The organism is Methylobacterium sp. WL69, from assembly GCF_008039485.1.
Taxonomy (GTDB): Bacteria; Pseudomonadota; Alphaproteobacteria; order Rhizobiales; family Beijerinckiaceae; genus Methylobacterium.
The window spans coordinates 1-14,557 of sequence record NZ_VRUZ01000100.1; the positions used below are offsets into that span (position 1 = coordinate 1).

General features: G+C 72.0%; 9 protein-coding genes. 2 read left to right on the plus strand and 7 right to left on the minus strand.

Features of this window, described 5'->3' with window-relative positions; genetic code table 11:
- The 6 genes from FV218_RS19150 to FV218_RS19175 form a co-directional block, all read right to left on the minus strand.
- The coding region (locus FV218_RS19150; RefSeq protein ID WP_246685186.1) for a hypothetical protein at positions 1–1,517 on the minus strand (1,517 nt) is incomplete at its 3' end.
- A complete protein-coding gene (locus FV218_RS19155; protein ID WP_147711130.1) occupies positions 1,502–2,755 on the minus strand; it encodes a glycosyl hydrolase family 8 in 1,254 nt (417 codons plus the stop codon). The genes FV218_RS19155 and FV218_RS19150, both read right to left, overlap by 16 nt.
- Positions 2,752–5,370 (minus strand): cellulose biosynthesis cyclic di-GMP-binding regulatory protein BcsB, encoded by a 2,619-nt coding sequence (locus FV218_RS19160; RefSeq protein WP_147711131.1) that lies wholly within the window; start codon positions 5,368–5,370, stop codon positions 2,752–2,754. The genes FV218_RS19155 and FV218_RS19160 overlap by 4 nt, the downstream gene beginning before the upstream one ends.
- A complete protein-coding gene (gene bcsA / locus FV218_RS19165) occupies positions 5,370–7,823 on the minus strand; it encodes a UDP-forming cellulose synthase catalytic subunit (protein WP_147711132.1) in 2,454 nt (817 codons plus the stop codon). Before bcsA ends, FV218_RS19160 begins: the two co-directional genes overlap by 1 nt.
- Before the next feature lie 620 nt (positions 7,824–8,443).
- Positions 8,444–9,220, minus strand: coding sequence for a cellulose biosynthesis protein BcsS (gene bcsS / locus FV218_RS19170; RefSeq protein ID WP_147711133.1), 777 nt, complete (start codon positions 9,218–9,220; stop codon positions 8,444–8,446).
- A gap of 240 nt (positions 9,221–9,460) precedes the next feature.
- Positions 9,461–11,914: a response regulator gene (locus tag FV218_RS19175; RefSeq protein ID WP_147711134.1), complete on the minus strand. Its 2,454-nt coding sequence runs from the start codon at positions 11,912–11,914 to the stop codon at positions 9,461–9,463.
- Positions 11,915–12,129: 215 nt separating this feature from the next.
- On the opposite strand from FV218_RS19175, the gene FV218_RS19180 reads away from it, so the two are divergent.
- A complete protein-coding gene (locus FV218_RS19180; RefSeq protein WP_147711135.1) occupies positions 12,130–13,173 on the plus strand; it encodes a zinc ribbon domain-containing protein in 1,044 nt (347 codons plus the stop codon).
- 12 nt (positions 13,174–13,185) lie between these two features.
- On the opposite strand, the gene FV218_RS19185 is transcribed toward FV218_RS19180, so the two are convergent.
- Positions 13,186–14,016: a 3-keto-5-aminohexanoate cleavage protein gene (locus FV218_RS19185; RefSeq protein ID WP_147711136.1), complete on the minus strand. Its 831-nt coding sequence runs from the start codon at positions 14,014–14,016 to the stop codon at positions 13,186–13,188.
- Between the two features lie 259 nt (positions 14,017–14,275).
- On the opposite strand from FV218_RS19185, the gene FV218_RS19190 reads away from it, so the two are divergent.
- Positions 14,276–14,488: a hemin uptake protein HemP gene (locus FV218_RS19190; RefSeq protein WP_348642044.1), complete on the plus strand. Its 213-nt coding sequence runs from the start codon at positions 14,276–14,278 to the stop codon at positions 14,486–14,488.
- Positions 14,489–14,557: the final 69 nt, after the last annotated feature.

The window sequence follows — 14,557 nt, forward strand, 5'->3', positions numbered from 1 at the left end:
GGGGCCGCCTGTCGCGGGGCGGCCTGGGGGGAGGCCGCGGCCTGGCACGGCAGGGGCGGGCCGCCGGCATCCTCGCGGAAGAGCAGGTCCACCACCTTCGGGAACAGGCCGTCGTAGCGGTTGATGGTCTCGACGTACTCGCGCTGGCGCTTGAGCCGCTGCAGGGTCAGGGCGTAGCCGAGCACGGTGGTCTCGCCCGGAAGCCAGGCGACGCCGCGCTGGAACCACTCGAGGGCGGCCTCGAACTGGCAGGAATTGTAGGCGTACCAGCCCAGGGCCTGCGCGCCCTCGCCGGAGCCTGAGGCGGCGACGACCTTGGCGTAGCGCTCGATCCGGCCCGGCTCGATGAAGGGCGGGTTGGCCTGGGTCAGCCGGCGCTCCAGCAGGTCGACGTAGAGGATCTCGTTGCCGATGAAGCGGTCGCGCCACGCATAGGCGACCTCCTCAGCATCGCGCATCCGGTTGAGCGCCCGCAGGGTGTGGGCGAGGCCGTGCGCCACCATGGCGTCGCCGCCCTGGCTGATGGCGAGCTTGAACCAGTCGAGGGCGTCGCGGTACTGGCGCCGCTTGTAGCCGTACCAGCCGAGCAGGCCGGTCTGGCCGGCCTCGTTCGACGCCTTGGCGTAGGCCTGGAACGCCACGAGATCCGCGGTCTTCGGCTCCTCGGCCGGATCGTCGTGCAGGAACGCCGCGATCCGCGCGCGGGTGATGTCGAGGCGGATGGGGTCGAACTCCGCCTTCCCGTCCGGCTTCCCGTCCGACTTGCGCTCGGCCTCGCCGCGGCCGAGGGCGATGAGGTCCTCGGCCAGCGCCATCTTGAGGTGGGCCATGGCCTTCAGGATCGTGGCGCGCCGGGCGCCCGCGTCGGCATTGCCCTCCAGCACCGAGCGGTAGAGTCCCTGCGCTTCCTCGCCGCTGCCCATCACCGCGAGGCCGTCGGCGATGGTCCAGATGCTCTCAACATCGGACGGGTCGAGGGCGCCCGGATCGTCCCGGTAGAGGCCGACCACGTCCTCCGCGCCCTTGCGTCCCAGCGCCGTGACGCGGCTGCGGAACTCGGCCCGGCGCAGCTTGCGGTTGAGTTCCTCGGAGGGCTGCCAGGCCGGGTTCGAGGCGCGCCGGTTGGCGATGGCGTCGCGCAGGTCGTCGAACCGGCCTGCGGTGAACAGGTCCCAGAGGGGCGCTTCCTCCGGGGGGCTCGGCTTCAGGGTGTCGAGGTCCTGCGGCTCGGTCCAGCCGGGATAGAGGCGCTTGAGGCGCCCGATCTCGGCCTTCATCCGGGCCGTCTGCTTCTGGGACGCGTAGTAGCGCAGGGCGCTCTCGTCGACCATGCCGGGGGTCGCGGCGGTCGTCGGCGCCGCCAGGATCGCGGGCGCGCGCGCGCCGTCGCCGTAGACCACCTGCCCCCGCGGCGCGGGGCCTTGGGCGGCCGCGGCCCCGGCGAAGCCGACGGCCAGGAGCAGGCCAGAGCAGGCCTTCGCGACCCTGGCGGCATCACGCACTAGCGCTTCAGGCATGATGCGTACCTCATCCGGACCGCGACCATGCTGAGGAGCTGCAGGGTCGTCGGATAGTAGTTCTCGCTGTCGCGCACGGTCTCGAAATCCGCCGGCACGGCCTTGCCGGCGGCGGCGCAGTCCACGAGGCTGGACAGGGAGGCGTAGCCCTTTTCGCTCAGCCATTCCACGGCCCGGCCGTCGCGCGTGTCGACGATGGGCAGGCGATCCTGGGCGGCGCCGCTCCACAGGGTGACGAAGGGGGCGTAGTCGGCCTCGCGTCCGATCCCCGCCCAGGCGAGGTAGAGGGGCACCCGGATGGCGTTGTAGGAGAACAGCGCCGGAAAGCCGTCGGCGGGGCGGGGCTCAGCCTTCAAGGAGATCCATTCCGTGGGCAGGCGCGACGGCCCGAACCGGGCCTGGCGCAGGAGGTCGAGGCCGCTGCGGATCAGGCCCTGCCAGTCGTATTCGGGCGCGACGAGACCGAGGCGCTGGAAGGCCGGGAACACCCAGTAGGACAGGTTCACCAGGGGGCCGTCCGGGCGGTCGGCCGCCGAGAACCCCGCCACCGCCGGCAGGAGCAGGGCCCCGTGCGGGTCCTTGAACAGCATCGCCTTGCGGCCGACCTCGACGGCGATGCGGCGCGCCGCCGTCCGGTAGGCGCCTTCGCCCCAGGCTTCGGCCGCCTCGGTCAGGGCCCAGGCGACGAGGAGATCGCCGTCCGTGGCGTCGTTGAGGTCGCCCACGGCGGGGCGCTGGTCGGGCGCCCAGCGCCAGGCCAGCAGGGCGTCGGAGCGCACCATCAGGTTGGCGCGGGTCCAGCCCCAGATCCGCTCGAACGTGGCCCGGTCGTCGGCGGCCACCGCCAGCAGCATGCCGTAGCCCTGACCCTCGCTGTGGCTGATGGACCCGTTCGCCGTATCGACGACGCGCCCCTGCGCCGTGACGAAGCGGGCCCGGTAGGTCGGCCAGCCGGGCGATTCCGCCAGGATGCCCGCCAGGGACGGCGCCGCCTCCGCGCGCCCGCTTCCCGGGCCGGAGGGCAGCGCGACGGCGGGCGGTACCGCCGGGTTGGCGGACGGACCGGGACGGGTCGTCTCGCGCCGGGTCTCCGTCTCACGCATGGGTTCCTCCACCGGGTCCTGCCTCTGGCCCTGCGCCGGCTTCGGCGTGGTCTGCCCGAGCGCCATCGCGGGCAACAGGCCGAGGGCCGCCGCGAGGACGAGGTGGGAGAGGCGGTGCTGAACGGTCGGATTCATCGGTTGCTCCGGCCGACGTCGCGCACCAGGGCCGCCGTCGCCAGGCCGAGGCACAGGGCCGCCAGGAGCATGAGGGCCACGTAGACGGCGGGGTTGAGGGACAGCCATGCGGCGGCCAGCAGCCACAGGTTCGACAGGCTGCGGGACTGGGTCTCGATGACGCTGACGGTGTCGGGCTGATCGATGGTGAAGGTGCCGTCCGCCGCGTCGAGGAAGGCGGCGCGGCCGAGGAGGTTCGTCCACACCCGGGGGTCGACGAGGCAGGACGCCGACGCCTTCAGGATCCAGGCGTTCGGGGCCGTCACCAGGACGACGCTCGAATCGAGGGCCGCCCCGGCGCCCTGGGCCACGATGAGCGAGGCGCGGGAATCGAAGGTCTCGACGGGCTTGTCCCGGGCCATGCCGATTCCGTCCAGGGCCGCGTGCCAGATCTGGCGGGCGCGGTCCGACACGGCGCCGCCCGCGTTGGCGAGGCTGTCGAGGGAGGACGGACCGCCGCGCAGGCGCTGGTCCCACTTGGCCACGAGGTCCCCGGAGGTGGCCCCGGTGGTGTCCTCGTCGGCGGCCGGCGGCATGCCGGCGGCGGACGCCGTTTGGGGGATCGGCATCGATGCCGGCACGGGGCGGCGTTCGCGGGCCCGCGCCTCCGCGCCCTCGGCCAGGCGCAGGGGCATCACGGCGGAGGGCAGGGCGCAGCGGATCGGAACGTTGCGGCGAAGCCGGTCGAGGGTCAGGATGCCCTCGGCCCCCGCCGGCCCCGGGGCGGCGACGGACTCCGCCCGGCCTTCCCAGCCCTGCCGGATGCGGTCGGCATCGAGGCCGACGGTGGCGATGGTGGCCGGATCGAGGGCGCGGGCGGGCGCGACCACCAGGGTCGGGCCGTGCCCGGTCTGCTGGTCGCTGGTCACCTCGAAATCGATGACCCGCTTGGCCGCGATGGCGAGGCGGGCGGCGATCACCGCCGCGGCGGCGGCCGAATCCCGGTCCGGGGTCGGCAGGACGAGCCGGGGCCGGCCGGTGGCGGAGACGAACGGGATCGCCCCGCCCTTCACGGCGGCGAGATCCGGATTGCGCACGCCGCGGGCGAGGCGCGGGACGACGATGCGGGTCTTCTGGAGCATGAGGAAGCGGGCCTGGGTCGAGCCCGGGCTCAGGGTGTCGCAGGTGCGGTCGGCCTCCGTCGGCACCTGGGCCGAGATGTCGATCTGGTTGAGGCCGGGCCGCCACAGGTTGAGGGGCAGGGGGATCGCGCTGTCCTCGAACAGCTCACCCTTGCCGTAGGCGAGGGGCACGCTGGCGGCGTTGCGGCCGTTCACGTCGACGATGACCCGCGCCTCCGGCGACAGGCCGGCGGCGGAGGCCCCCGCGAGGTGGAGCATCACCTTGCCGTAATCGGCCGGGATGAAATCCGCCGGCATGCGGAGCTCGAAGCGCGTGCGCAGGAGGCGTCCGTTGAATTCCTGCGACGCGACGCCGACGGCGTCGAGGCTCAGGGTCTCGCCGCCCTGGACCTCGTAGCCCCGGTTGAGCTTCGCCAGATCCTCCGTGCCCGGGTCCTCGGCGGGCCGCACGCGCGACAGGGTCTGGATCGCCTCGGCCACGTCGCCGTCGCTGGCGCCGGTGACCACGAGGGTGGGCGCGCGCTCGCCCCGGTCCGGCAGCAGGGCGAGCTTGGGACCCGTGACCGCGCCGAGCTCGGCGATGCCCTCGACGCCGCGAAGCTCCTCGACGGTGCCGACCACGAGGGTCACGCCGGCGCGTCCCGCCAGGGGCGCGCCGAACTCGACGGACGGCCGCGCGAGGCGTCCGACCAGGGCGATGGCCTGCACCGCCCCGATCATGCGCTGGAGGCGCCTCAGGCCCGGCTTCTCCGTGAGGAGGACGCGCACGGGCAGGGCCCCGCTCTCGTCCGGTTCGAGGGCCGCGAGATTGCGCAGGTCGAGGTCCTGACCGGCGGGCGGGACGACGAGCCCCGTGCGCGACGGATCGATCTGGGTCCACAATTCGTAGGTCGCACCCACCGAGCAGTCGACGCGGTGGCGCTGGCTCACGCTCAGCCGGACGGCGTTGTAGCCCGGCGTCAGGCGGCCGTCGGGAATGGCGAACTCCACCACCTTCACGGCACCCGGCGCCTGGATCCGGGTCCAGCCGACCTTCTCCCCGTTGATCGTGACGGACAGGTCGGAGGATTCCGGCGCCACCGAGATCGCCGACAGGTAGGAGACCCGCATCCGGGCCGGGCCGCGGGCCTGCCCGGCGGTGAGGAACACCGGGTATTGCAGGCTGTCGAACTCGCCCGAGAGGCGCATGCCGCGCGTGCCCGAGGGCAGCCGCCGCGCCGATGCGAGGCTCGACCCGCCCTCATTGACCCGGCCCTGGGTCGGCTCGCCCGGCGCCACGGGCGATGGGGCGGTGACCGGGCGCTGCGTCTCGACGCTCGGCGGACCCCCGAACCGGTCGGACGGCCGCCCGCCGAGGAACGTCTGCGCCTGCGCCGCGCCGGCGAGCCCGATGGCGCAGAGGCCGGCGGCCGCGAGCCTCCGGACGCCGGGGCGGCCGGTCGCGCCCGGTACGGCGGGGGTCGGCGAGGTCGGGCTCGGCGAGGTCGTGCGCATCAGGAGACCGCCGGCCGGCGACGATCGGCGCGCCCGCCCGAGAGCCGACGCTCGTTCTCGAATTCGAGCATGAGACGCACCCACTCGCCGGCTCCCTCATCCTGCGCGGCGGCGGCCGCGGGCCGGATCGAGGCCGGTCCCGCCGGATTCGGGGCCGGGCCGAACGGGTCCGGGTCTGGCCGCGTCGGGTCGGGCCTCGTGGGATCGGGCCGGGACGGCGCGAAGGCGAGCCGCGGGGTCTCGCCGGGTCGAGACGGAGCGGCCGGCCGGTCCCCCGTCGCCGTCGCCGGCGCGGGGACGGGTTTCGGCAGGAAGGCGTAGCGCAGGGCCCGCACCGGCTCGACCAGGCCCCACCAGACGAATTGCAGCGTGCCGGTGAACAGGTCCTTGTGCCGGCGCCGGCGCAGCTGGAACCGGCGCATGGCCTCGGCCTCGCCGTACATCAGGCTCGACAGGGCGACGTAGTCCTGGGTGGTCAGGTTGGGAAAGCCGAGGTGGCAGACCGCCTCGTCGCGGGTGCGCTCGACGCCCAGGAGGGTGACGGGGAGGGGACCCGCCGCCCGCGCCCCCGCCACCGGCACCACGGACAGGTTGCCGGGCAGGGGCGTCAGCCCCATGCCGGGGGCGAGGAAGGCCGCGTTCAGCCGCACGGTGCAGGCCTCGGCCGAGACGCGCTCCACCGTCACGTCGGTGACGCGGCCGCCGAGGGTCAGGGCGCCCTGGCGGTCGATGGGCAGGGACGGCGTCCGCTCCGTCACCTTGCGCTCGGCGCAGACGCCCAGGGCCGCGCCCGCCGTGATCAGGTTGAAGAAGGTCCACAGGCCCACCACCAGCATCAGGTTGGTGACGCCGGGCTCGAACAGGTAGCGATAGGCGGCGACCCCGCAACCGGCGAGGAGCAGCAGGTAGACGGCGACGAACGGGCCGGCCAGGGCCGAGAGATGGTCGTGGTCGAGGGTCGCGCCCTTGTTGGTGACGTTGAAGGTCGGTTTGCGGGGCGAGATCGCGACGGAGACGATGGCCTTGGCGAGGAACAGCCCCTGGATGTACTCGTACAGTTCCGAGACGAAGGGCCAGCGGAACTTCCCGTAGACGTAGTTCTGCAGCATCAGGTTGATGACGATGTAGGTCGCCGTGTAGGCGATGGACTCGTCGACGCTGGCGACGAAGATCTTCAGGTCGAAGAAGATGTGCAGCAGGGGCGCGAACATGAAGATCAGCCGCGGCACCGGGAAGAACCAGAACGTCATGCTCGACAGGTAGGCGACCTTCTGGATCGGCTTGAGGCCTTTCTGGAACAGCGGGTTCTTCAGGATCATGATCTGGAACATGCCCTGGCACCAGCGCGAGCGCTGACCGATGAAGTCGGTGAGCGTGTCGGGCTGGAGACCGGCGATGAGGGGCGTGTCGACGTAGACGCTGGTCCAGCCGCGCGAATGCAGCTCGAACGCCGTCTCGCAATCCTCCGTGATGGTGATGCCGGAGAATCCGCCGGCCTCGTCGAGGGCCGTGCGCCGCAGGAGGGCCGCCGACCCGCAGAAGAACGAGCCGTTCCACTTGTCGAGGCCGCGCTGGGTCACCGAGTAGAACATCTCGTTCTCCGACGGCATCCGGTCGAAGGTGCGCAGGTTCCGTTCGATGGGGTCGGGATTCAGGAAGGCGTGCGGCGTCTGGACCAGGAACAGCCTCGGGTCCTGCGCGAAGTGCCCGATCGTCTCGGTGAGGAACGAGCGGAACGGGACGTGGTCGGCATCGAACACGACGACGACGTCGCCACGCGCATGGGCGAGGCCGTTGTTGAGGTTGCCCGCCTTGGCGTGCTCGTTGCGCTCGCGGGTGAGGTAATGGCAGCCGAGGTCGCCGCAGAGCCGCTGCAGGTCGATGCGGCGCTGGCGCGCCGCCGCGGCCTTGGCGGGGTCGGCATCGGCGCATTTCTGGTCGGTGCCGCCATCGTCGAGGAGCCAGACGATGAGCTTGTCCGCCGGATAGTCCATCTGCCGCGCGGCCGCGAGGGTCATGGCGAGGATGCCCTCGTCCTCGTTGTAGGTCGGCACGAACACGTCGACCTCGGGCAGCTCCGCCGCCGCCGGCAGGGCGGGCGCGGGCCGCTTGAGGGGGTCGGCGTTGATGATGAGGCTGACGAAGAGGATGAAGACGCAGTAGAGTTCGCCGAGCAGCAGCACGAGGCCGAAACCGAAGCCGACGGGATCACCCGGGGATGGCAACGTGTTCGTCACCCGCCACAGGACGTAGCGCAGGACCACCAGGGAGCCGAGCGCCAGGAAGACGAAGCGCGCCCGCGGGCCGTCGAAGAACACCCACAGCACGATCATCGCCAGCATCGCGGCGAGACTCATGGCGAGCTGGTTCTGGGCGGCCACGGGTTGGCCGAGCAGGACGAGACCGGACACGGTCGCGACGATCCATGTCAGCCACCGGACCCCGATCCTCAATGCCGTGCTCCTTCGTTGCCCACCGCACACGGGGTGGGCTCCGGGTTCCGTTATGGCCCCGGGTTCTTTCCAAAGAAGCAAGAGAAGCCGTTAATCGAGGCTTGTTTACGTCCCCGGAGGCGGGGGGAAGCTATCCGCGGGGCAAGCGTCAGACTCGGGCGGCGACGCGCCGAGATGTGATCGCAGCGCACAAAAGAAGATCTGTAGGCGGTGCGGTTCGCCGGAGACGCCCGTCAGGGGCGAAATCGCCACGATGGTAGGGACGTGATTTGCGTGATCTGTTTGCGCGAGCCGGATGTATTGCTGTCGACGATTGCGCTCCGGGGCTTCCCAAGGAATGAGAACCGAAGTGCAACTGCACATGACTTCATAAGAAGGATTATCGTCCTCGCGGGACCGGCGGTGCCGTGGGGGATGACGCGCTCGGCGGGCGGGCTCCGGCCTCCCGATGCGGCGGCGTTCGAGCCTGTGGTCGAATGTCGCGCCCGGTCGAGAACGACGGCATCCTCCGCGCGCCGCTCCCGGAGCCGCGCCCGATCCGATCGGATCGGATCACGCCGCCACTGCTTTTAGTGGTGCTCTGTCGCGACGAACCGGTATCCGCTTCGTCGGAGACCACCCTAGAACTGCATGCGGGCCTCGAGGCTCGAATAGTACCCGCTGCCCTGGATGCGGTCCTGGACGAAGCCCGCCGCCACCGACATGGCCACGGGACCGAAGCGGAGGCCGGTGAGGTGGGCGCCGATGCGGTACTGGCGGAAGAAGTCGTCGCCGAGGAACAGCGCCTCGGGGCCGAGATAGACGCCGTCGGCGACCATGTATCCGGCCCGGACGCGGGAATAGTAGGCATTGAATTTGGTCGAGTATGAGCCGTAGGCCGAGACCATGGTCCGGTCCGTGGGCGTCGCGTAGAAATTGGCCGCGACCTTGAGACCGACGCCGGTGCCGACGACGGGGTTGCCCGGATCGGCGATGGAGAGCTGGTTGCTGCGGACGTTGAAGCCGAGATAGCCGGCCAGGGCCGCATCGGCCCAGATCCACTCGTAGCCGATGAGGCCCGCGCCCTCCTGCTGGTAGCCGGTGACCCGCTGGGCGACGCCCTGGCCGGGATAGGAGTAGGTGCCCGCCGTGCCGTCGATGCGCACGCGCGGACCGCTCTGGGTCAGGGTGCCGGCGGCCGCGATGGTCCCGGTCACCGAGCCGAAGGCGGAGCTGTTGGAGGTGACGCTGGTGGAGCCGTCCACGGCGACGCGCCAGCTGTCGTCGATGCCCTGCGCCTCGGCCCCCGTGTACCATTCGGTGCTGGTGGTGCGGGGATTGGGCAGATCGGCGGAGACGGCGCTCGTCGGAAACGCGACGAGGATGCCGAGGACGGTCGTGGCCTTCAGGCGATGCATGGATCGAGGCTCGCTCTGTGCTTGCAAAAACTTGGGCTCAAATCCTTGAGAGCCGCACGCACAGATTCATGATCGATGAAGGTTAATATTCGTCCGTAACGAACAGTATTCCGGGGCGTTGTCTGTGCCGCCGTGAGACACCGGTCCGGTTCCCGCCGCCCCGATTCTTGCCGCCTGATCCTTGCCGCCTGATCCTTGGCCGTCCGCATGCGATCCGGCGAGACCCGATCCCGCCCCGGTTCAGGCGGCGCGGGCCATGGGGGCGGCGGCGATGGTCGCCAGCATCGCGGCGAGGTCTTCGGGATGGAACGGCTTGTCCAGCTGCGTGAAGCGGCCGGCGGTCCGGGGCAGGTGGCCGTGCGGACCGGCGATGATCACCCGCACCGCCGGATGGTGCTCCACCACCGCGGCGGCGAGCTGAAGGCCGGACATCACCGGCATGGCGTAGTCGGTGATCATCGCGTCGAAGGCGCCCTCGCCCGCGAGTGCCTCGAGGGCGTGGCTCCCGGAGGCGGCCTGGACCACGGTGTGGCCGAGATCGGCCAGGATCTCGGACAGGCAGGCGCGCACGAGGCTGTCGCTCTCGACGAGGAGGATGCGCAGGGAACGCACCGTAACGGGCACGCAAGCGGGCCGTCCCTGCGCCGGCGTCGGTTCGGCGGACGCGGCGCGGGGCGGTTCGGCCGGAAGCCAGATCTCGGCGAGGAAGGGCTGCGTACCGGTTCCGTCCGACTGGATCGCGAGGCGGCCGCCGACGGCTTCCACGAGTTCGGCGACGGCGTCGAGGGGGGGGACCCCGGCGGGCGTCGTGCCGGGGAAAGCATGCGGCATAGCCCGTGCCCGTGCCGGCCGGCCGCTCGCCAGGACGAGCCGCACATGGGGGCCGGCGGCGAGGCCCGGAGGGATCTCCGGGCCGGCCTCGTGGGCGCTGCCCGCCACGGCGAAGCCGTCGAAGCCGCCATCGCGGAAGTGGAAGCCGAGGTTGAGGAGGAGGACCTCGATCGTCGCCTCGCCGCAGCGCACGGCGGGCAGATCGGCCGGCAGCCGGTTCATCACCGGCATGTCCCCCAGCACCTGCGACTGCAGGAACGGGAGGAACGCGGCCACGGTGGCGGCGAGGTCGGCTTCCGCGAGGCTGTGGGTGTCGGTGCGGACGAGGCCGGCCATGCGGCGGGTCAGGCCGGCGCCGCGTGCGGCCCCGGCGAGGGCGGCATCCACCAGCCGCGCCTCGGCCGGGCCGAGGGCATGGCGCCGCTTCAGGATGCCGAGGTTGGCGGTCACCACGGTGAGGGCGTTGTTGACGTCGTGCACGATGCCGTCGGTGACCCGCCGCAGGGTGCCGTCGCGGCGGCGCTCGTTGACGGCGACGGTGGGCTCGCCGCCCTCGCCCATCTCGCGGCTGAGGGCGAGCAGGCGCACGCCGCCTTCGTCGCGGGCCTCGCCGCGCCGGAACCGCACGAGCAGGCGGCGCTCGCCGCCCTCGGGCGCGGCGCGGACGGTGCGCAGGATCACGTCGTGCGGGCCGTCCTCGGCCATGGCGGCCTCCATGGTCAGCCGCATCAGGGATCGGTCGGCCGGCAGGATGCCGTCGATGAGCTCGTTCAATTCGATGGAGCGGTCGCCGCTGAAGGCGGCTTCGCGGCCGGGATCGGTCCAGATGACCTGCCGGGTCGCGGGGTCGACCTCCCACAGGGTCCAACCCGACATGGCCTCGAAGGTGCGCAGGCGTGCCCGGACCCGGCCGAGCCCCGTGCGGGCCTCCCGGAGGCCGCGATCCTCGCCCGGTCCGGCGGAGCCCCGGGCCCGTTCGAGGGCGTCGATCTCGGCGATGGGTGCCGCGCCCGTCGCCCCGTGGTCGGGTTCGAGGGGCCGCGCGAGGCGGCGCAGGCGGCGGGCCGGCCGGGCGGCGGCGGCGTATCCCAGTCCGGCGCCGCCGACCATCATGGCGAGGACGAGGAGGGCGAAATTGCGGTCGGGCCGGCGGAAGCCCCCTGCGGGAACCGCCATCACCGAGGTCACCGCCCAGCCCGCGCTCGCCAGATCGCGCGAGCCGCCGGTCTGCACCGTGGCCTCGACGGCGGTCTCCGGCAGCGGCCGCGGCGGCGCGACACCGGCGAGCAGGACGCCGTCGGCGCCGGTGACGCCGAGGGCGAGGCCGGGTGCCGGGGCCGCCAGGCCGCCGCGCACGCGGGCTTCGAGCTCTTCGAACCAGGCCGGGCCGACCCGCAGGACGAGGTGCTCGCCGCCCAGGGCGACGCTGAGACGGACGGTGCCGCCCTCCGTCGCGATGGCGGTCTCGGCCCCGCGCGCCCGGCGGAACCAGGCTTGTCCGAGCGGGGTGCCGCCGCCGGCCACCCGCACGGTCCCGTCGGACCCCACCAGCATGGCGTCGGCGTAGGCCGGATGCAGGCCGAGCCAGCGGCGCAGGAGATCGGTACGGCGCGCCTCGTCCGGCGCCGCCTCGTGGGCCTGCAGCAGAAGGGCCGCCGAACGGGCGTCGGTCTCGATGGCCTTGAGACCCTGGTCGATGGCTCCGGCGAGGTTGCGGGCCGCGGTTCGCGCCGTCTCGGCCGCCTCCAGGGCCGGCCGGCCCTCGGGCAGGGCCAGCCACGCGCCGGCGCAGGCGAGACCGGCCACGAGACCGAGCTGCACGCCGTTCACGACCGTCAGCGGAATCCGCAATCTCTCGAACATGCGTGTCCGGTTCCACCTTGTCCGGGCTCGAAGCGTATCCGAGTCGCCCGGTTCCATGGGAGGCCCGAGGATTGAAAGGCGCGTTAACAATCCGACCGGTCGGGGCCCGGATCGTGCAATCTTCGGACGGCTCGGCGCCGGAACCTGATACGGGTTTCCGGTCGAGGCGCCGATCGGGTCGGAATCGCCCCGGTTCACGTCTGGGGGATAAGCCGTTGCGATCCAGTTCGAGACTGTCCGAGCGGTGGTTCAATTTCGTCCTCTGGCTCGTGGCCCTCGCCTTCGCGGTGTTCCTCATCGGCCTCGGCGCCCTCGTCGTCGGGGACCTGCCGCAGGTCGAGCATCGCTTCACCCTCGCGCAGTTCCTCGATAAGGACGCGGCGCAGGCATCCACCGACGCCCTGAAGCGGATCCGCCGGGAGCAGGACGACGTCCGGCGCCAGGCCGAGCAGGCGCAGCTCGCCCTCGACGCGGCGCGCTCCGCCTCCGAAGCCGCGCGGGAGACTTTTGCGAACTGGCTCAAGACTCGGGACGCCACCCAGCGCGTCGATCAGGACCCGGCCCTCGTCGCCCGCACGGAGGGGCTCGACGCCCTGAAGGCGGCGGAGCGCGCGGTGGAGGAGCGCCTCGAAGGGCTGAGCCGGTCCGGCCTGGACCTCTCCGAACGCGAGAGCGCGCAGGACGGCATCGAGGCGGAGCTGCGGGCGGCGGGCCAGCAGAAGCTCGACGCGGCCGAGGCCGGCCAGGAATTGCGGGTCTTCGGCTACCGCCTCGCCCTCACCCTGCCGCTCCTGGCGCTCGCCGGATGGCTGCTGGCGAAGCGCCGGCACACCCGCAATTGGCCCTTCGTCTGGGGCTTCGCCTTCGCCGCGGCCTTCGCGTTCTTCGTCGAGCTGGTGCCCTACCTGCCGAGCTACGGCGGCTACGTGCATTACGGCGTCGGCGTCCTCGCGACGTTCTTCGTCGGGCGCGCGGCGATCAATGCGCTCCACGCCTACAACGAACGGCAGAAGGCGGCCGAGGCGCGGCCCGACGCGGAACGCCGGACGGAGATCGCCACGGACCAGGCCCTGCAGCGCCTGGCGAAGAAGGTCTGTCCCGGCTGCGAGCGGCCCATCGACCTCGCCAACCCGGCGGCGAATTACTGCCCCCATTGCGGCATCGGCGTCTTCGAGCGCTGCCCCTCCTGCGAGCATCGCAAGAGCACCTTCGAGCGGTTCTGCTACGCCTGCGGCACGCCGGGGCCCAATCCCGCCTGACCGGGGGCCGGATCAGCCGGCCAGCCCCAGGACGGCGCGGGCCTCGGCGCGCGTGGCGACCCGCCGGCCGTGCCCCTCGACCGCCGCCACGGCGAGGCCCACCAGTTCGGCGTTGCTCGCGGCGAGCCGGGTCTTGGTGATGCGGATGTTGTCCTCGAGCCCGGTGCGGACGGCGTCGGCGCCGCGGGCCAGGGCCCAGTCCATCACCGGCGCCTGATGGCGGCCGATGCCGGCCGCCGTCCACGTCGCCCTCGGCAGCACGCGCCGCAATTCGGCGAGCAGGAGGTCGAGGAGGTGTTCCTCGGCCGGCATGGCGTTGTGCACGCCGAGGACGAACTGGACGTGGGGCCGGTCGTCCATCAGCCCGGCCTCCACGAGGCGCCGGGCGCCGTGCAGGTGCGAGAGGTCGAAGATCTCGATCTCGGGCCGCGTGCCGACGCGCTTCATCTGCGCGGCGAGATCCTGCACCAGGGTGGCGTGGTTCTCGTACACGATGGTGGGAAAGTTGACCGACCCCGTCGACAGGGAAGCCATGTCCGGCGCGTGCCGGAGCGACAGGCCGCGGCTCGCCGGATCGCGCCCGCGCCCGCCGGTGGAGAACTGCACGATCATGCCCGGACAGTGCGTGCGCAGGCCCGCCTGCACGGCGGCGAACCGGTCGGGATCGGAGGACGGACTCTCGTCGTCGTTGCGGACGTGGATATGGGCCAACGTCGCGCCGGCCTCGTAGGCGGCGTGGGTCGATTCGATCTGCTCGGCCACCGTGACGGGCAAAGCCGGGTTGTCGGCCTTGCGCGGCACGGAGCCGGTGATCGCGACGGCGACGACGACGGGTGGGCTCATGGCGTTTGTCTCCCGCGCTTGGTGTGAGATCGGGTTTTTCCCCGGTCCGATCGTTGCGTGTCACCCCTCCAACGTCCAGGGGCGCACGGCCGTTCGGCGCCCATCCTCCCGATCGGTCGAGCCGGATCGCCGGCCCGGTCGACGAAAACGCCTTTGTCTCGTCTGGCATCCAATTGGGAAGGTCTTTATGGTGATGGGACCGCATCGGTACTTTGGATCGATCGTAAAGATGCCGATGACGACTTGGAATGATTACAACATGTCCGACGTGAGCGAGCGTGGCCGGGGCGATCCCATGCGGGATCGGGCGTCGGGCCCCCTGAGCGTGACACGCGATGCTTCCGCGGCGCCGGAGGGCGGTATCGCCTCGGCGGTCCTCCTGCAGGGCCGCCGCGAGATCGTCATCCTCCATGCCGGCGCGCTCTACCGCCTCCGGGTGACCGCCAACGACAAGCTGATCCTCACGAAATGACCGCGCTCCGCCATCTGTCCCCCTCCCGGCGCGCCGTGCTGGCGGGCGCCCTGGGCTGCGCCCTGGCCC